This window comes from Enterovibrio sp. FF113, assembly GCF_041439165.1.
Taxonomy (GTDB): Bacteria; Pseudomonadota; Gammaproteobacteria; order Enterobacterales; family Vibrionaceae; genus Enterovibrio; species Enterovibrio norvegicus_A.
Window position 1 is genome coordinate 37,201 of the sequence record NZ_JBGONO010000001.1, and the last position, 17,519, is coordinate 54,719.

At 45.5% G+C, this 17,519-nt stretch carries 17 protein-coding genes; 11 read left to right on the top strand and 6 right to left on the bottom strand.

Going from position 1 to position 17,519, the window contains the following annotated elements; genetic code table 11:
- Positions 1 to 15: 15 nt before the first annotated feature.
- The 7 genes from pntB (at position 16) to ACED36_RS00225 (ending at position 6,757) form a co-directional block, all read left to right on the top strand.
- Positions 16 to 1,401: a Re/Si-specific NAD(P)(+) transhydrogenase subunit beta gene (gene pntB, locus ACED36_RS00195; RefSeq protein ID WP_016958755.1), complete on the top strand. Its 1,386-nt coding sequence runs from the start codon at positions 16 to 18 to the stop codon at positions 1,399 to 1,401.
- A gap of 145 nt (positions 1,402 to 1,546) precedes the next feature.
- Entirely contained in the window at positions 1,547 to 2,986 is a 1,440-nt protein-coding gene (locus ACED36_RS00200) for a DUF3404 domain-containing protein (protein ID WP_026023883.1), read from the top strand.
- On the top strand, positions 2,958 to 3,626 hold the full coding sequence (locus ACED36_RS00205; RefSeq protein WP_016958753.1) for a response regulator transcription factor: 669 nt from the start codon (positions 2,958 to 2,960) through the stop codon (positions 3,624 to 3,626). Before ACED36_RS00200 ends, ACED36_RS00205 begins: the two co-directional genes overlap by 29 nt.
- Positions 3,626 to 4,510 carry a DUF2861 family protein gene (locus ACED36_RS00210; protein ID WP_016958752.1) on the top strand — a complete coding sequence of 295 codons (885 nt, stop codon included), beginning with the start codon at positions 3,626 to 3,628 and terminating at the stop codon, positions 4,508 to 4,510. Before ACED36_RS00205 ends, ACED36_RS00210 begins: the two co-directional genes overlap by 1 nt.
- A gap of 210 nt (positions 4,511 to 4,720) precedes the next feature.
- On the top strand, positions 4,721 to 5,890 hold the full coding sequence (locus ACED36_RS00215; RefSeq protein ID WP_016958751.1) for a conjugal transfer protein TraF: 1,170 nt from the start codon (positions 4,721 to 4,723) through the stop codon (positions 5,888 to 5,890).
- Positions 5,891 to 5,955: 65 nt separating this feature from the next.
- The gene (locus ACED36_RS00220) at positions 5,956 to 6,108 is read left to right on the top strand and encodes a YoaH family protein (protein WP_016958750.1); all 153 of its coding nucleotides are present in this window, start codon (positions 5,956 to 5,958) and stop codon (positions 6,106 to 6,108) included.
- 124 nt (positions 6,109 to 6,232) lie between these two features.
- The gene (locus ACED36_RS00225) at positions 6,233 to 6,757 is read left to right on the top strand and encodes a phosphohydrolase (protein WP_016958749.1); all 525 of its coding nucleotides are present in this window, start codon (positions 6,233 to 6,235) and stop codon (positions 6,755 to 6,757) included.
- Between the two features lie 97 nt (positions 6,758 to 6,854).
- On the opposite strand, the gene nadE is transcribed toward ACED36_RS00225, so the two are convergent.
- Entirely contained in the window at positions 6,855 to 7,691 is an 837-nt protein-coding gene (nadE, locus tag ACED36_RS00230; RefSeq protein WP_016958748.1) for an ammonia-dependent NAD(+) synthetase, read from the bottom strand.
- A gap of 265 nt (positions 7,692 to 7,956) precedes the next feature.
- Here nadE and ACED36_RS00235 point away from each other — a divergent pair, with 265 nt between their 5' ends.
- Together ACED36_RS00235 and ACED36_RS00240 are read left to right on the top strand one after the other, a co-directional pair.
- Complete coding sequence (locus tag ACED36_RS00235) at positions 7,957 to 8,493, top strand: nicotinate-nicotinamide nucleotide adenylyltransferase (RefSeq protein WP_016958747.1); 537 nt, start codon at positions 7,957 to 7,959, stop codon at positions 8,491 to 8,493.
- 127 nt (positions 8,494 to 8,620) lie between these two features.
- Positions 8,621 to 9,103: a hypothetical protein gene (locus ACED36_RS00240; RefSeq protein ID WP_371732540.1), complete on the top strand. Its 483-nt coding sequence runs from the start codon at positions 8,621 to 8,623 to the stop codon at positions 9,101 to 9,103.
- Here the strand turns inward: ACED36_RS00240 and ACED36_RS00245 are convergent.
- Positions 9,096 to 9,764 carry a hypothetical protein gene (locus tag ACED36_RS00245; RefSeq protein WP_016958745.1) on the bottom strand — a complete coding sequence of 223 codons (669 nt, stop codon included), beginning with the start codon at positions 9,762 to 9,764 and terminating at the stop codon, positions 9,096 to 9,098. The genes ACED36_RS00240 and ACED36_RS00245 overlap by 8 nt on opposite strands.
- Positions 9,765 to 9,984: 220 nt before the next feature.
- On the opposite strand from ACED36_RS00245, the gene ACED36_RS00250 reads away from it, so the two are divergent.
- Positions 9,985 to 11,100 (top strand): 1-acyl-sn-glycerol-3-phosphate acyltransferase, encoded by a 1,116-nt coding sequence (locus ACED36_RS00250; RefSeq protein WP_016958744.1) that lies wholly within the window; start codon positions 9,985 to 9,987, stop codon positions 11,098 to 11,100.
- Positions 11,101 to 11,231: 131 nt separating this feature from the next.
- On the opposite strand, the gene ACED36_RS00255 is transcribed toward ACED36_RS00250, so the two are convergent.
- Positions 11,232 to 12,149 carry a LysR family transcriptional regulator gene (locus ACED36_RS00255; protein ID WP_016958743.1) on the bottom strand — a complete coding sequence of 306 codons (918 nt, stop codon included), beginning with the start codon at positions 12,147 to 12,149 and terminating at the stop codon, positions 11,232 to 11,234.
- Positions 12,150 to 12,818: 669 nt separating this feature from the next.
- Between ACED36_RS00255 and chrA the strand changes: the two genes are divergently transcribed.
- Positions 12,819 to 13,970, top strand: coding sequence for a chromate efflux transporter (gene chrA, locus ACED36_RS00260; RefSeq protein ID WP_371732541.1), 1,152 nt, complete (start codon positions 12,819 to 12,821; stop codon positions 13,968 to 13,970).
- Positions 13,971 to 14,399: 429 nt separating this feature from the next.
- On the opposite strand, the gene ACED36_RS00265 is transcribed toward chrA, so the two are convergent.
- The 3 genes from ACED36_RS00265 to ACED36_RS00275 form a co-directional block, all read right to left on the bottom strand.
- Entirely contained in the window at positions 14,400 to 15,428 is a 1,029-nt protein-coding gene (locus tag ACED36_RS00265) for a Gfo/Idh/MocA family oxidoreductase (RefSeq protein ID WP_016958741.1), read from the bottom strand.
- A 260-nt stretch (positions 15,429 to 15,688) separates the two neighbouring features.
- Entirely contained in the window at positions 15,689 to 16,453 is a 765-nt protein-coding gene (locus ACED36_RS00270; RefSeq protein ID WP_016958740.1) for a heme ABC transporter ATP-binding protein, read from the bottom strand.
- Positions 16,453 to 17,496 (bottom strand): iron ABC transporter permease, encoded by a 1,044-nt coding sequence (locus ACED36_RS00275; RefSeq protein ID WP_016958739.1) that lies wholly within the window; start codon positions 17,494 to 17,496, stop codon positions 16,453 to 16,455. The genes ACED36_RS00270 and ACED36_RS00275 overlap by 1 nt, the downstream gene beginning before the upstream one ends.
- Positions 17,497 to 17,519 lie beyond the last annotated feature (23 nt).

Genomic DNA, 17,519 nt, shown 5'->3' on the forward strand with positions numbered 1-17,519 from the left:
TAGGAGTAGCAAGGAATGTCTGCAGGACTAGCACAAGCGGCATATATTGTTGCTGCACTATTTTTTATCCTGAGTTTGGCTGGGTTATCAAAGCAAGAGTCAGCGAGAGCCGGTAACTATTACGGTATGGCGGGTATGGCGATTGCATTGATTGCAACCATCTTCGGCCCGTACTCTCAAGGTATCACTTGGATCATTCTTGCAATGATCATCGGTGGCGCGATCGGTATTTATTACGCCAAGAAAGTTGAAATGACAGAAATGCCAGAACTGGTTGCCGTACTTCACAGCTTTGTGGGTATGGCTGCGGTATTGGTCGGTTTTAACAGCTTTCTCGCGCCACCAGAATACAGCGGCGAATTTGCGCACACTGAGCACGTTATCCACATGGTGGAAGTGTTCTTGGGTGTGTTCATTGGTGCGGTAACCTTTACTGGTTCTATCGTTGCCTTTGGAAAGCTTCGCGGCATCATTTCTTCATCAGCGCTGAATCTGCCACATAAGCACAAGCTTAACTTGGCAGCGATCGTGGCATCTGCATTGTTGATGGCTTACTTCGTGAAAGCTGATGGCAGTGTGTTTGCGCTGATCATAATGACGTTGATTGCATTCGCGTTCGGTTACCACTTGGTCGCATCGATTGGTGGTGCGGACATGCCGGTTGTGGTTTCAATGCTGAACTCGTATTCAGGTTGGGCAGCAGCGGCAGCGGGCTTCATGCTGGCAAACGACCTGTTGATTGTGACCGGTGCGCTGGTAGGCTCGTCTGGTGCGATTCTTTCTTACATCATGTGTAAAGCAATGAACCGATCTTTTATCAGCGTTATCGCCGGTGGTTTCGGTCAGGAAGTTTCTGTAGCAAGTGATGTTGAGTATGGTGAGCATCGTGAAACGTCAGCAGAAGAAGTAGCAGAAATGCTGAAAGATTCTCGCTCGGTTATCATCACGCCAGGATACGGCATGGCGGTAGCTCAGGCGCAGTATCCTGTTCAGGACATTACTGAAAAACTTCGTGCGAAAGGTATCAATGTTCGCTTTGGTATTCACCCTGTAGCGGGTCGTTTGCCAGGCCACATGAACGTTTTGCTTGCTGAAGCTAAAGTGCCATATGATATCGTGCTTGAAATGGATGAAATCAATGATGATTTCCCACAGACGGACACGGTTCTAGTTATCGGCGCGAATGACACTGTTAACCCAGCAGCAATGGAAGATCCTAACAGTCCAATTGCGGGTATGCCTGTTCTTGAAGTGTGGAATGCGAAGAATGTTATCGTGTTTAAGCGCTCAATGAATACGGGTTATGCGGGTGTTCAAAACCCACTGTTCTTCAAAGAGAACACTGCAATGCTGTTTGGTGATGCGAAAGAAAGCGTAGAAGCGATTGCGAAAGCACTTTAATCTCGCGCTCTAGCCGTAGTAGCGTTATAGGAAGGCCAGCGAAAGCTGGCCTTTTTTGTATGAGGAGTAGCCAACAGGTTTATTTGCAGCGTTCACTCTGACAAAGTACTGACAATTGGTAATATTTTGATGCTACTCTCTTCGAATGCGTACGTTCCTACTTATCATGTTGTCTTTTGTCAGCCCTTATATACTGGCCAACGGATCTTTCCCTGAGCAACTCGGTGCTTTCAGGTCATCACTCTTATTAGAGCGACCTGCGGCAGCGTATACATTGAATGCTGTTCATAGCGAATATCCCAAGCCGCTATTGGTAGCGGGCAGCTTATTGCCTCAGTCCGTAAACTACCCCCTGAAAGATTTGAAACGACTTTATCAAGCCTCTGAGAAATGCAAAGGCGCGTGGCCTGTTAGCCCATTGGTTACGGATCCTTTGGTTTTCACGCGTGCGCTGTGTTTTAACACTCGCTTGCCACCTGTTTGGTTTTCACGATCGAATCTTATTCACCCTGGTGGGGGAAGTTATGCGGCGAAGTACGTCGAGAAATTCCCCGAACGCAGAGATGAGCTTCTTCGCTTCTTTCACATAAAAGAGCGCCTACTTGCGCCGCCTGATACTTTGTTAGGGCGTCTGCAACGGATGCCTGAAAACGGCGTGAGTGCGCTAAATGATGGGGCCGAATCAATCCTGTCTGGTGAAGAGCTATGGCTACGCGAAGGCAGCCAATACAAAATTTATGGTATCGATGTATGGCTTCCGTTGCTTGAAAAACGCGATTTGTTAGCATCCCCAACGGATAACGACGCGTATTGTTTGTCTCGTATAGGCAATGTCTGTTGGAACCAAGAACAAGCCCCCTCATATTGGTCGAATCTTGTTGTCATATTGGCAGTGATAAACCTTTTGTGGATAGCCGGTTGGGTATTCAACCGTTGGACAGTCAAAAGACGCTTGATGCAAGAACGCATGCTAGTACTGCAAATTTTGACGCATGAACTTCGCACTCCGATTGCGAGTCTGTCTATGACGGTTGAAGGCTTCAGGCGTAAGTTCGATAGCCTCCCCGAAGCGCTTTATGATGAATTTCGGCGTTTGTGTGAAGACTCAATGCGTCTCAAGCAATTGGCAGAAGCGAGCAAAGATTATTTGCAATCGAATCAGCAACAGCTTGTCCGAGAGGATATCCCTTCGCTTTCTGAGTGGCTGGGTTACATTTGTGAAGAACGTGATGTTGAATTGGCTGTCAAAGAAGATGGGTGTGTTGCAGTTAACATTTATTGGTTGACGACATCGCTAGACAACCTTATAAGCAACGCAAAGAAATATGGTATCGCACCCGTTAAGGTGAATGCCGAAATCAGTCATGGTTTACTGAAGATTCAAGTACAGGATCAGGGACAGTTAACCGCGAAGGATTGGAAAACAATACGTAAACCTTTTGTCAGTGAGAAAGGCCTAGGGCTTGGACTGACAATTGTTGAATCGATGATTGAAAGGATGGGGGGCCAATTAATACTTATCGGCCCTCCAACGACGTTTATTTTGGAGATACCTTGTGACCCAAACGACTCTGTTGCTCGTTGAGGATGACGCAAACCTAGCAGATGGCCTATTGGCCAGTCTTGAGCAAAACGGATATACATGTTTGTACGCAGATTGTGCAAGCAAAGTAGAAGCATTGTGGGCGGATGCTGATTTGGTCGTCTTGGACCGTCAATTGCCGGAAGGCGATTCAATGGATTGGTTGCCGGATTGGCGAAAAATTAAAGAAGTCCCTGTGATCATGTTAACCGCAATGGTGTCAGTGCGGGACAGAGTGGGAGGACTTGACTCCGGCGCGACTGATTATATGACAAAGCCATTTGCAGAGGCTGAGTTATTGGCACGTATTCGCGTGCATTTACGTAAACCTGCATCAGAAGACGATGTTGATTCCGACGATATCGTCGTGGGTAAACTGCGTATCAACCTGTCAACACGTGGTGTGATTTGTTCAAATAACGAAGTGATTTTGACACGAACGGAATTCGACCTTTTGGCGTTTCTAGCGAGAAATGCGGGACGTGTATTTACGCGTGACGAACTGTTGGATCAAGTGTGGGGCTACAACCACTACCCGACGACGCGTACGGTAGACACTCATGTCCTTCAGCTTCGCCAAAAGCTACCTGAAATTGATATCGAAACACTTCGCGGTGTGGGATATAGGATGAAAGTGCAATAATGGTTCGCGCGGTATTTCTTTTCGTCATGATGGCGCTGCCCCTGAAAGGTGTCTGTGCATGGTTTAGTGGATCGGATGCGCTGACATCGGCTCATCAACGCTTGTTGGAAGGAAATACCGCAGAAAGTTTTGATGCGATGGTGGAAGCATGGCAACAAGAAAAGACCAGTACTGAGCATCGTCATCTGACTGAATTACTGTCTTTGGCGATCAGTGAAGACTGTGGAAGAAGTTTGAGCACCTTATCTTTGCCTAGCTGGCTGGAAAGTATGGTGATTCGTCGTGAAACAGTTCAAACCCCTAACCGTGTTTACTATCAGTTCTCCATTTATGGCAACTCCAACCAAGGGATAGCCAGCCTTTCATTTGCGGAATGGCCCAATCAATCGTTGATTCTTTCAGAACTGACAGAGGAAAACGAAAACCAATTCAAGTTGGAGTTTGAAGCGGTAGCCGGCGCTGTTCCTGCGGGTCTTTACAAGCTCGACCTCACTTCTAAAGAAGGAGAGGCTTGGTCATCATGGGTGCTTATTGCTCAACCTGAGCCGATTCAAAAGATCAGTTGGAAAGACAGCAGAAGCTGGCGTATTGCGCCAAGGATAGATCTCAAGAGCACTTGCCCGCGTCCATTTCTCTCGATGAATCTTTATCAGCAAACTGGCGTGGAAGATGCCCCCATTTGGTCAGAAGATAAAGACAAAAACTTGCCTACATCGTTGCCGGTGATAGATGTACCTAATGGACAGTATTGGTTTTCAGTGGCGTTGATAGAACGGCGTTGGCAGGGAGCTATTTTATTTGAAGATGTTCAACGCATTGCTCGATCAATTGATTTACCCGATATTGATTTAAAAGAACTGTCATTAAACAAAGACGTTAAGTAAGTCGTCGTTGAGGCTATTTGCGAATATCCCTACTATTTTCTGCACCTATTTCGCTCATACACATGAGTGATGTCACACCTTTAAAATGTGTCTCCAAGTTGATACTTATCGTCGACTAAGATCATGATTGTAAACAAACAGAGAGACAGCGTGTCATTGATATGTGCTTAAGTCTCCTGACCTTTGATGATCAGAAATGGAATTCATGTTATGAAGAAAAGCTTACTCGCAGTCAGTTTGGCCATGGTTTCTTTACCTTCACTTGCAGCAAATTACAGTATTGATCCTCGTATTGATGCAATGGGTGGCGCAGGCACAGCAGCAGCAAGCTACCTCACTGCTGGTTTTCATAACCCAGCATTGGTAGCGTTAGAGCCAGATTCCGCATTTGGAGTACTGTTTCCGGTCATCGGTATTCAGTATCGCGATCCTGATGATCTTGTCGATGCCTTGGAAGACTTCAGTGGTGTATTTGATAGTTTTTCAAATAATCCTCAAAACCCTGACAATGTCACGGCAACGGCCAATGCCCTTGAAAATCTCCAAAACAAAGTGGCTTATGTTAGTGGCGGATTTGGTGGTGCGATAGCCGTGCCCACATCGACCATATCGGGTAACTTTTATGTTAAAGGCTACACCGAAGCCATAATCATGCCCGAAGTGGAAGATGCTGATATTTCAGCCATTGAAAATGTCGGATTAGGCTCAGCGCCAACATTAACGTCAAAAGCTCGTGTGTTGGCATTTGCAGTGGTTGATGTTGGGCTAGCGTTGGGGGGGAATGTCGAACTTGCTGGCCAACGTATTGCGCTAGGTATCACCCCGAAATCGCAGAAGTATTATACGTATCACTACGAAGTCTCGATTGATGATTTTGATGCTGATGATTGGGATTCAGATGCCAATCAAACAGAAGAAAGCGTGTTCAATGTGGATTTGGGCGCAGCGTGGCAAACAGGGCCATTTCGTGTTGGCTTTGCAGCAAAAAATCTGATTGCACAAGACATTAAGACGGTACTCTATACGCGTGAATATACGTATGAGATCGCGCCACTTTACACAGTGGGTGGGGCATTTGTTACTGATTTATTCACGTTAGCACTAGATATTGATTTGAATGAGCAAAAACGCTTCTCAGCACCAAGTGGACCAGAGATAAAAGATAATACGCAGTTGGTTCGCTTAGGGACGGAATTTAACGCGTGGGGATGGGCTCAGGTACGAGCTGGGTATATTCAAGACATGGAAGATACCCTGGACGGCACCGTGACGTTAGGTCTCGGCTTGTCGCCTTTCAATACAGTACACTTTGATATAGCTGCTCAGATTATTGATGAGAACAGTTATGGTGCCTCTGCACAGTTGGCATTCACCTTCTAAGGTGACATTATCCCCGCTGGGCAGTAGAATACGCGACTTCTTATCGTAAGAATTTGAGGTCGCGTATGAACTTTTCGCCTACATTAACGCACGCAGAGCAACAAGTTGCTGCTGATCGTATTCATGCACTGATGGCGCAAGGCATGAGCAGCGGAGAAGCCATTATGATTGTGGCAAACGAGATCCGAGAACGCGAAGCATCAAAAAAAGATGATTAATGTGAAAGCGGCCAATAATTGGCCGTTTTTCTTTTTGTTTTCTAGCGGTAATCTATACATATATTGAATCACGTTGAATTTGTAAGGCTATTTACAGTTCACGTGCAACATATTAGGTATCGCCTTGAATGATCGTTTACTGCTAGCTAGAACATTTGCCAGAGCCCGACATGAAGGGCAGCGTTATGGTGAATTCCCCTATTCTGTGCACCTCGATGATGTTGAAAGGCTTGCACAGCCTTTCGGTATCAACGCCATGATCATTGCCCAGTTGCACGATATACTCGAAGACACTACAACAAGTGTTGATGAGCTCGTCGTCGAGTTTGGCGGCATGATTGGATTGTCTGTCAGCTATGTCACCGATCCCATGGGTGGCGATCGAAAAAGTAAAAAGCATCAACTTCATCAAAGACTCATCCAGCTTGATGAATCCAGTGAAGCCGCACGTCTTGCACTTATCGTAAAATCGTGTGACAGGCTTGCCAATGTTAAAGCTTGCCGCCTCTTTCATCATGAAAAATACAAAATGTATCGATCAGAGCATGCTGAGTTTCGTAAAGCGACATACCGACATGGACTGTGTGAGATGATCTGGTGGGAGTTAGATATGTTGATTGAGGTTGGAGACAAAATAGGACGGTACTAAAAACACGTTATACCGAATGCTGTTTTGGTTTTTATTTTCCGAAACAAAAACGCGCCCAAGATAGGCGCGTTTTTTATCTATGAAGTCGAATTAGAAATTATTCGTCGTCGTAAATCGTAGGGATAGGCTGACGCTTGTGTTGAGTCACTGTATAGATATGAACAAGTCTTTCTTTAACGCGATCTGACACGTCTTTGCCTTCCAAGAAATCATCAATCTCGTCATAGGTGAGCTCAAGCGCATCTTCATCGGCTTTCTGAGGCGCCAGTTCTTCCAAATCTGCCGTTGGTGTTTTAACCACGAGCAGATCTGGTGCACCCAGTTGGGCTGCAAGTTGGCGAACTTGACGCTTATTCAAACCAAAAAGCGGGGCAAGATCGCAGGCTCCATCACCAAACTTGGTATAGAAGCCTGTAATGTTTTCTGCCGAATGATCCGTTCCCAATACAAGCCCGCCGACCATACCTGCGATTTCGTACTGTGCGACCATGCGAGCGCGTGCCTTAACATTGCCTTTCACGAAGTCGATTTTTGCGTTGTTAGTTGGCGTCAGTCCTGTATTTTCGAGTGCTGCCAGTGTGGCTGAATGCATCCCATCAACACCGTCTTTGATATTAACGCTAACAGAATGGGTAGGGCGAATGAAACTCAGCGCAAGTTGTGCTTCATCTTCGTCTTGTTGAACCCCATAAGGTAAACGCACGGCAATAAACTGATAGTCATTGGTGCCTGTTTCTTGATTCAGCTGCTCAACAGCAAGTTGAGCCAAACGTCCGCAGGTTGAAGAATCAACGCCGCCGCTGATGCCTAGCACCAAGGATTGGGTTCTTGAATCGACCAAGCGTTTCTTAATGAAGTTAACACGACGTTGTATTTCGAATTCTGCATCGATAGTTGGCAGTACTCGCATCTCTGCGCGGATAGCTTGTTCCATTTCGCGGGATTCCTCATTTTCTCTTTTACTCTATTCTGCAATATCTCGATGCCAAAATCATGAACATTCATTGAGATAAAGCCCTATTGGTTGAAATAAGTACGTTTTATGCCATGAGATTGATCTACCCGAATGACCACGCTTGAGCAGTATGATGCCGATGTTGCTTTATTGCCCACTTAGTGATGCTTTTGTGAGAAATAGATTGAACCTTACAGCCTGATTCAGTATCTATATGTAACTCATTGTCAAAAAACGATTAATAATGGTCAATACGGACTTACATCAAAAAATTGCCATTTTTGGTAGTGCATTCAATCCTCCCAGTCTTGGTCATCTAAGTGTGGTGCAACGACTAGCGCATTACGACAAGGTGTTGCTTGTTCCAAGTTATTCACATGCTTGGGGAAAAAAGATGGCAGATTTCACCAAACGTTGCCAATGGGTGAAAGGGTTCATTGAAGATGCGGGTTGTTCAAATCTAGACATTTATTTAGATGAAAAAAGCCTGGGTGAAGAAGGTGCAGTGACAACGTGGGCGTTGCTGAACCATATTCAGAAGCAATATCCCAATTCTGATCTCACCTTCGTACTGGGGCCTGACAATTTTTTAAGCTTTGCAAAATTCTATCGCTCTCAAGATATCCTAAAGCGCTGGAGCGTGCTGGCATGCCCTGAAAGTGTGCCGGTGAGAAGTACGGAGATCAGGAAAAGACTCGAACAAGATATAGATATTTCAGACCTGACAACGCCAACGGTGGCAGCGAATATGACAAAGATTGATTTTGGCGCGATGGAATAAAGCGAAGAGGTCAAGACTGACAAACCGCAGGCCTTCATCTTTGCAATGAAACAAAAAATATAAAAACAATTCCAATTTGGAGATGCCTTTCTTTTTGTCTCCTGGACTAACTACCTTGTAGGATTATGTGTTGACTGTGACTCAGATAATAAAACAAATAAGTGTCGCTTTAGGGCTGTTAGTGACACCGTCACTCTTATATGCTGCTTACCTTGAACAACAAGCACCGAAAGCCGATACATTGAAGAATGGAGGGGCGTATAACGTTCACTTTTCTCAGTCATATGAAAGAAGTGTGATTGAATGGACAGTGGAAGATATCCCACTGCCATCAATTTGGGATGGTTGGAAGTATGATTTAGATGTTCCTCAATATCTAACGACTTCCAGTGGCACTACATTCTATGGTTTTGGTATATGGAAGCCTGAGGAATACCAAGGACTTTCATTTAAAGAGAGTTCAACCGAAGATTGGATTATGAACCATGGTTTGAACTTTAGTTTCAGTACGGAATCGAAAATCAGTGATGCTCGGTATCGATTTGATATGCGTTGGCATGAGGATAGCGATACCGAATTTTTACTTCAAATGCAGCTGCCGTTTAACTGATACCTGCTATTTGACGCAGTAGTTGTTCAACTTCAGTTTCAGAAAGTGACACAGCTAGCGCTATCTTTTTAATTGAGCGTCCCGATTTGTATAGACGCACCCACTCTCGCACTCGTAGTTGAACTGCAATGTCTTCTGTTGATAAACCGAGTGCGTGTTCCAAGGCTTTGCCCGTGATTTCTGACAAAGCTTTGCCGTTGCCTAAAGCATCTAGCGATGTCATCGATAGGCGGAACGAGTCCGTGGTAATATCATGGGGTGTTAAAGTGGCTAAATAGTCACGAGCACAACGGAGTAGTCGACCGTATGGTGCATCCCAATCTTCGTTGCTTTTTTCTTGACGAGCGTGCAGTTGCTCAATGATGCCAGTGATCAACGGCGATTTTTCAATAAAGCCAGCCTGATTAGACAGTAAAGCGGTTGAACGAACAGAGAAGTTTAGCGTTGATACTTGAGAGCCTTTCATGATGGTAACAGCATTGAGGCAGTCAATCGGTAGCCAGAAACCTTGGTTAGCGCAAACGGGCAATTCAGCCTTACCAAGGCGTATTAATACCGTACCTTTATGTACATGGAGGTAACTTGCATAGTGTTGTTTCTTGCGTGCACCGATAATCATGGTGTCTGCACGATAGTGATTAAATTCGATAGCTTGTTTCATAGTAATTTTCTCTCGTTCTGACGCGCACATACTCTTTTGTTTTGTTAACTAGATCAAGCTGTGAGTATCTTCTTGAGCGATAAATAATCAATTTGTTACGATCTGACTCGTAGAGAGGGAGGTATGACCTCCAACCTGTCATGAATGACGATCAAAACCATGTTCGAATTCTTATAAGCGCGTAAAATGTCGCAGTTTTTATCGGAGTAAGTAGAGTCTCGTGCCACAAACTAACGATCCGTTTTTAGAAATTCGCCCTTATCGCGATGATGAAGTTCCGGCAGCCATTGAGCGCCTGGTTAATGATGACGAATTCATTTCGGCTATCCTCAAATATCGTTTCTCCCGACTGTCTGGGACTATCGGGTGGTTACTAAAACCGCTCATGAAATTATACCTTCGCGCTAAATGGCGAAAAATCAACTCGGTTCGTGATGTTCAATTGAATGTATCGAGCTACATGCAATCTATGATCAAAAATTCATCGGAAGGATTCACGACGAGTGGCGTAGATAAACTTGACCCTAATCAAAGCTATCTGTATGTCTCAAACCACCGTGATATTGCGATGGATCCGGCAATGGTAAACTGGTGTCTTCACACCCAAGGCTTTGATACGTTAAGAATCGCCATTGGCGACAATTTGCTGAAAAAGCCTTGCGCCACCGAATTGATGAAGTTGAACAAGAGTTTTATTGTTAAGCGTTCGGCCAAAGGGCCACGTGAAATGATGAAGGCTCTGGGACAACTGTCTGCTTATATCAAACATTCGATCGATGAAAATCAATCAGTGTGGATTGCACAAAAAGAAGGTCGTGCCAAAGATGGAAACGACAAAACTGATCCTGCTATTTTGAAAATGTTTCACGTAGAAGGGCGTCGCGAAAAGATCCCTTTTGCTGATTACATCGCATCATTGCGTATTGTCCCTGTTACGATCTCTTATGAAAACGATCCCTGTGATGCTGCTAAAGCCAATGAGCTTTACCGAAAGCAAGAAGATGGTGGTTATGAGAAAGGTGAGTTCGAAGACATTGAAAGCATTGTTCAAGGGATCGTCGGACAAAAACGTCGTATCCACGTATCGTTTGGTGACGTTATTGGGAATGAGTTCGAAACACCGGTTGCCCTCGCTGCTGAAATCGACCGTCAGATTTATCAAAATTATCATCTGTTCCCGTCGAATTATATTGCAGCTGGCAAAGATCATTCGTCGATAACTGACAGTGATCGCGCACTTTTTGACAGTAAGATATCTTCTTTGCCTGAGGGTGTGGCGCAGATTGTGACATCCATGTATGCGATGCCAACAGACAAGAAAGTGGATGCTCAGTAAAAATACCAATAATATAAGATACTTACGAGAAAAATAATAAAAAAAAGGAGTGACGTTGTCACTCCTTTTTGTTTTATCTGCACGTACAATCTTGTTCGATCATAGCGCTCTGACTTTTAGCCTGTTAAAGACTAAAATGACGAGCGTTGATTGTTTGTCACGTCGATGTTCTCCGCAAGAAAATCAACAAAATGCCTCACCTTCGGCGCTAAGAACTCCCTTCTTGGATACACAACATAAACGGGTAATTTGAGCGTCGGCTTCCAACTAGGCATCAATACTTTCAACTGACCAGATTCGATTTCGTCATTCAGCAAATATGTTGCGATATAGGCGATGCCGACACCCGACTTTGCAGCCTCTAAAACCGCGGGTGCGTTATTGATCCGATACGTACCGCGAATGGTGACAGATTGTTCGCTTCCATCTTTTTGAAATAGCCACTGATCGTAAGTACGTTGAACACTCTGATACGTAATACAGTTGTGTTCTCTCAGTTCAGCAGGATTTTTCGGCTCGCCATGCGTGTTCAAATACGAGGAAGAGGCGACAATCTTGAACTGACAATCCCCTAATTTACGCGCCACCATACCTTCAGGTGGATGTTCATGAATAGCTAGCCAACAATCAAAACCGTCTTCGACCAAGTTTGGGCGGTGGTCAAATAAATGCACTTCCAATTCTAGCGCGGGATACTTTTCTTGAAATGTTGAAAGCAAACGAGTGATCTGTGCATTGCCAAATGATTGAGCAATACCAATCTTCAAGCGGCCTGATATCTCGTTTCGATAGCCCGCAACCATCGCTTCCGCATCTTGCATCGTTTCAACAATCTGTCGGCCAAACGCGGCGTACTGTTTACCCGCTTCTGTTAACGCGACCGAACGCGTATTTCGTTGAACAAGTTGAACGCCTAGACGCTCCTCAAGATAGCGGATCTGCTTGCTGACTTGTGATTTAGATATCCCCAAAAACTCAGCGGCACGCGTGAAATGTTGCTCATGCGCGACGGTAGCGAGGATAACCATTTGCTGAAGATTATCTAACATGCGGAAATTTCGTCTATGAGAAGAAGGGCATAGCGTATCACAACTCACGAGCACTGAACGAGTGACAGTGTCACATGGCGTAATTTACGTTGTTATTGTAGATAGCTCATCATGAATTAAGCGAGTAGTACAGATGAACCTATGGCGACTAATTCTTCCAATAGGGTAAACAGCCATAACAAACCAGCTCAATACAATCACGCATATGGTTTCCACAGAAGTGCGCATTTTCCACTGACAAAAGACGATGCTTGTTATCTGCTCACTTTAATCTTCGTGAGCGATTGAGGCAAAAGGGTCATTAACTTTGAACAGGGACTATTGATCCAACTTTGTAAAAAAGTTGACTTAAGATCGCCATTTGTAACTAGGTTTCACACAGTACAAGTTAAGAGTCATGGTTTTCAATGTTGATTAAATGGTTGTTTTGTAAATAATTAAATCTTATTGTTTTCGTGGGGAAACAACCATGACACTAGTTAGTGTGCACTTACATACAAATGTAAAAAAAGAACGGATCTTACTGATCCAAGCAACAAAATTTAGACGGGCAGATCAGAGTATCGGTGAGTTAATTGATGCGGTTAATAGTGATCATCGATATGAATTGTTTCTACTAATGTGGTGAAGTCCGATAGAATCGGCCTCAATCATGGAGGTACACCTGTAATGCTTGACGTATTTATTCGTTTCTTAGTTCTTGGTTGTATGAGTTTTGGCGGGCCTGTTGCCCACATTGGCTATTTCCAACGTGAATTCGTGGATAAGCGCAAATGGATTGAAGAAGAGAAATTCTCAATGGCACTGAGCTTGTGCCAGTTTTTACCTGGTCCTGCAAGCAGTCAGTTGGGTATGTTCATTGGTTATCACCGAGCAGGTTATCTGGGTGCGATTGCCGCATTCGTTGGCTTCACGTTTCCATCTTTCTTATTGTTGACGCTCGCAGCTATGTATAGTGCAAGCCTTGGCGATGCGACATGGTTGACCATACTCATTTCTGCGGCCAAATTGTTAGCCGTAGTCGTTGTCGCTGACGCCATATGGACAATGGCGCGTAAGTTTATTAGTGACGCCGTCACGTTTATTGTCTGTGCGGGATCTGCAAGCTGGATTTTATGGCAGTCAGGGTTACTTGCACAGTTATTGCCAATCGTTGTCGCTGGCTTACTCGGTTGGTTGTTTATCCGTAAACCAGTGTCTATCGAAGCCAAAGCGAACATAGATACGAGCCTCTTACAAACATTGGCTCTATTCGGTGTCTTTGCAGCACTTCTAATATTGCCGACCCTGAGCAGTGCGCCCTTAGTGAGTATGTTTAGCCATTTCTATCAAGCGGGTAGTTTTGTGTTTGGTGGCGGCCATGTCGTGTTGCCATTGCTGCAGCCCCTTATTGGTGATGCAGTAACGGGTGATGCACTTGTCGAAGGCTATGCAGCTGCGCAGCTCGTTCCAGGGCCCATGTTTACGATTGCTAGTTACGTTGGCGCATCGATGGATGGTATTCACCCTGTGATCGGCAGTGTCATTGCTACCGTTGCCATTTTCTTGCCGGGTGCATTGCTCCTGTTTGCCGCGATACCCGTATGGCAAAAAGTCATGAATCACAATAAGTTTGCAGGGTCGGTGGTATTGATCAATGCTGCGGTGGTCGGCTTGCTTGTTGCTGCTTTCTATCAGCCCGTTTGGGTGTCAGCGGTTCATGGTATTGCCGACATGGTGGCAGTGGTGGTCGGTTTTGCTGTATTGCGTAAGTTTAATATGTCTGTGTTCTGGCTGCTTGCGGGCATGCTGGTTTACGTGATTGCAAAGAGTATGATGTAAACATAGAAAGTTGACGTATTAGATTTATTCTATAGAAGCCTGCCTTGTGCAGGCTTTTTTGTATCTGAAATGTATTATCCGACCTGACGCCTCCTATCTTTCAACTTATACGCACTATAACTTATTAGTTCGGGGTCAATAACTCTGTTTTTGCCGCGCTTATCCTCATCTTCTTGCTGATTAAATGGGTCATTGCTTTATTTCGGCTATCTAAGGCACCGTATGGCCAAAGTAGAGGAAAACCAAGGGAGGACTATGAAGTACCGATGACTGCTCTCATGATAAAAAATGGTAGGAGAAAGGTTCGACATCCAGAGAGATGGCAGAGTGGTTAAAATTTTATTGATTCACCAATGCCAGCTAACACGCTGGCATTAGTGAATAACGGAATAACGGAATAACTGAATAACTGAGTCACGAGAGGGTAAATCAGAACTCCCAGCGCTCTGTTCTGCCAGCCTGAGACGAGTGCTCTGCAAGCTCCAAGGCGTATATGACCTTCACTGCGTCATAGGTATCAACTGGCGGAGGTGTGCCGTTTAGAATTGCGCTTGCTAGCTGTGCAAAGAGATCCGAATAGCAGCCGTATTCGAGTTCGATATCTTTTTCAGTGACGTTGTCACCGATTTCTAGCTTGCCTTGGTGCTGTTGGCGGCCAAATTCTGAATATGTCACTGTGACACCGTCACGTAACTGTTGTTCTTGTACGTCTAAACCAAAGCAAGAGAAGGTCGCTTTATCACCCTGAACGACAAATCGTGCGCCTTTACCCGATCGGAATGGACTGGAATTGAGAATGACTTCTTTGTCTGAATAGTGAAGGGTCATGTGAAAATAGTCAGTGGCTTTCGATTGATTGCGCATCGCTTTGCAATGAGCAGTGATAGCCAAAGGCTCACCAAATAGAAAAAGCGCCTGATCAACAAGGTGTGAACCTAAATCATACAAAATACCTGCGCCATCACCAGGCTGTTCGCGCCAACGTTGCTTCACTTCAGGGCGGAATCGGTCAAAATTCGATTCAAACACACGAACCTTACCTAACTCATCTGAATCAATGAGTGATTTAACGGTCTGGAAGTCGCCATCCCAACGTCGATTTTGGTAAGGACACAGAATTTTACCGCGCGTATTGGATATACGCAGTAAATCTAACCCTTGACCGCTATTGACTACAAAGGGTTTTTCTAACAGAACATGACAATCCGCTTCTAGCGCTTGTCTGGCAAAGTCATAGTGGGTGTCGTTAGGGGTTGTGATAACGACAAGGTCAAGGTCAGCATCGCGCAGCATTGCTTCGATATTTGAATAACAGCTAGCTTGCGGTAGCAATTGACCAACAAGTGCTTGTTGAGAAGACACGACCGCGACAGGCTCAAAATCGGGCAGGACAGAGAGAAACGGCAGATGAAAGGTTTGTGCAGAAAAGCCAAAGCCAACAATACCCGTACGAATCATTATAAGACCCTTGTTTTGGTTGATGCTCAGAGAGTAAGACTGTTTATACCAAGACACTTAAGTGACTTAATACAGAATGACTCTAAGCGTTATATCGCTTTTTCTACAGCGTAGTATCGTTAAACAGTGATGTCGTAGCAAAACTGCGCCATACCAAAAATTTAGCCATGTTTTGGTTTCTGTGGGTGAAGAATTGTTACTAAACAAAAAACGCTCCACAAGGGAGCGTTTAAATAGGTTTGGTGTGGGACGTTAACCGTTTAGGCCAAGATCACTGGATAGTTCTGTTCAGGGTGGGGGATAACTTGAACAGGCCAGCCATAAACCGCTTCAATGTTGGTCGAGGTTAAGACAGCTTCCGGGGCTCCGTCCGCCACTATTTTACCATTATTTAGCATGATGACGCGGTCGGCGTACTGTGATGCCAGATTAAGGTCGTGGATCACGGCGATCACGGCAGATCCCTCGTTGGCTAGTTGCTTTGCCAGACGTAATGTCTTGTGTTGGTGGCCGATATCCAATGCTGATGTGGGTTCATCCAACATCAGTACTGTGCTTCTTGCTGCTCTGGATACTTGTGTTAATACGCGTGCGAGGTGCACCCGTTGTTTTTCACCGCCAGAGAGACTTGGGTACAGGCGGTCTTCAAGATGGAGAACATCGGTTTGCGTCATATTGGCAGTCGCAATGTTGTTAATCTCTCGCTGCGGTACGCTCAACGCTAACCCACCGAGTTCAACGACTTCTCTAACGGTAAAGCCAAACGTTAAGCTGCTAGATTGCGGCAAGATACCGACAGACTGCGCCAGAGTTTTAGGTTTCCATTCAGGCGCGGGTTTGTCATAGAATTTAAGCTCGCCATTGCACGGCCATTCTCGACTGAGCAGTCTTAGTAAGCTGCTTTTACCCGTGCCATTGGGACCAAGAATAATGGTCAGTTCGCCGCTGTTAAACCGAACGCTAACATCATCGAGGAGGACTTTGTTGCCCATTGAGAGCGAAGCGTGTTTGATTTCAATACTCATTACGCCAGTCGTCCTCGTTGTTTTAGCAATAGCGCTAAGAAGAAGGGGGCCCCGATGGCTGCAGTGATAATCCCCACGGGGATTTCCAAAGGTGCCACAATGGTTCGTGCAATCATGTCTGAGACCAGCAAAATAAGGCCACCAAGCACCAGCGAAACAGGCAGCAAGGTTCGATGGTCAGGTCCCGTCAACATGCGCGCGATATGTGGCACAACGAGGCCGATAAAACCAATCATCCCTGACAGCGCGACGGTGATACCGACGCCAGCAGCAGTGAGTAGGATCAGCTGGCGCTTTAATGCCTGTACATTGATGCCCATGTGACGCGCTTCTGCTTCACCGAGTAATAGCGCATTGAGTTTTTTGGCGTTTCGTTGATAGAAAAATGCCAGTACAAACAACGAAACATAGGCCAGAATGATCGCATCCCACGATGCACCTGCTAACGATCCCATGGTCCATAGTGATAAATCACGCAGCGCCTGATCATCAGCAAAATAGTTAAGCAGCCCCATTCCCGCACCAGCAATTGCGCCCAGTGCTACGCCAGCCAGCAACATTATCGTGACGGAAGTGCCGTTGCTGTTTGTGCCCAAGTAGTAAATGGCGAAAGTGGCCGCCGCGCCGCCGAGAAATGCAAACAGAGGAACCGTACCCATTGTTAGAAAGGCGGTGTGTCCAATGACTCCACCAAACAACACGATGGCAATCGCTGCGCCTAATGAAGCACCAGCGGACACGCCAATAATACCTGGGTCAGCCAGTGGGTTTCTGAAAAGCCCCTGCATCACAGCACCACAGATAGCCAAAATGCCACCAATGGCAATGGCTAACAGGGTTCTAGGTAAGCGCACTTGCTGAATGATAACGCTGACATAATTTGGCAGGTCTGCTTTTATTGGGAGTAAGGCTTTTAGGCTATCCGTGATACTGATGTCCATTGGGCCCAGTGTGATGGAACTCACCATGGCGGTGTATAGCAAGATGGTAGCAAATAGCAGCATCCATCGAACAGGTACGCGACGCGTCATTAACTCGTTCATTCTGTATTCCGTTATTTCCGCTG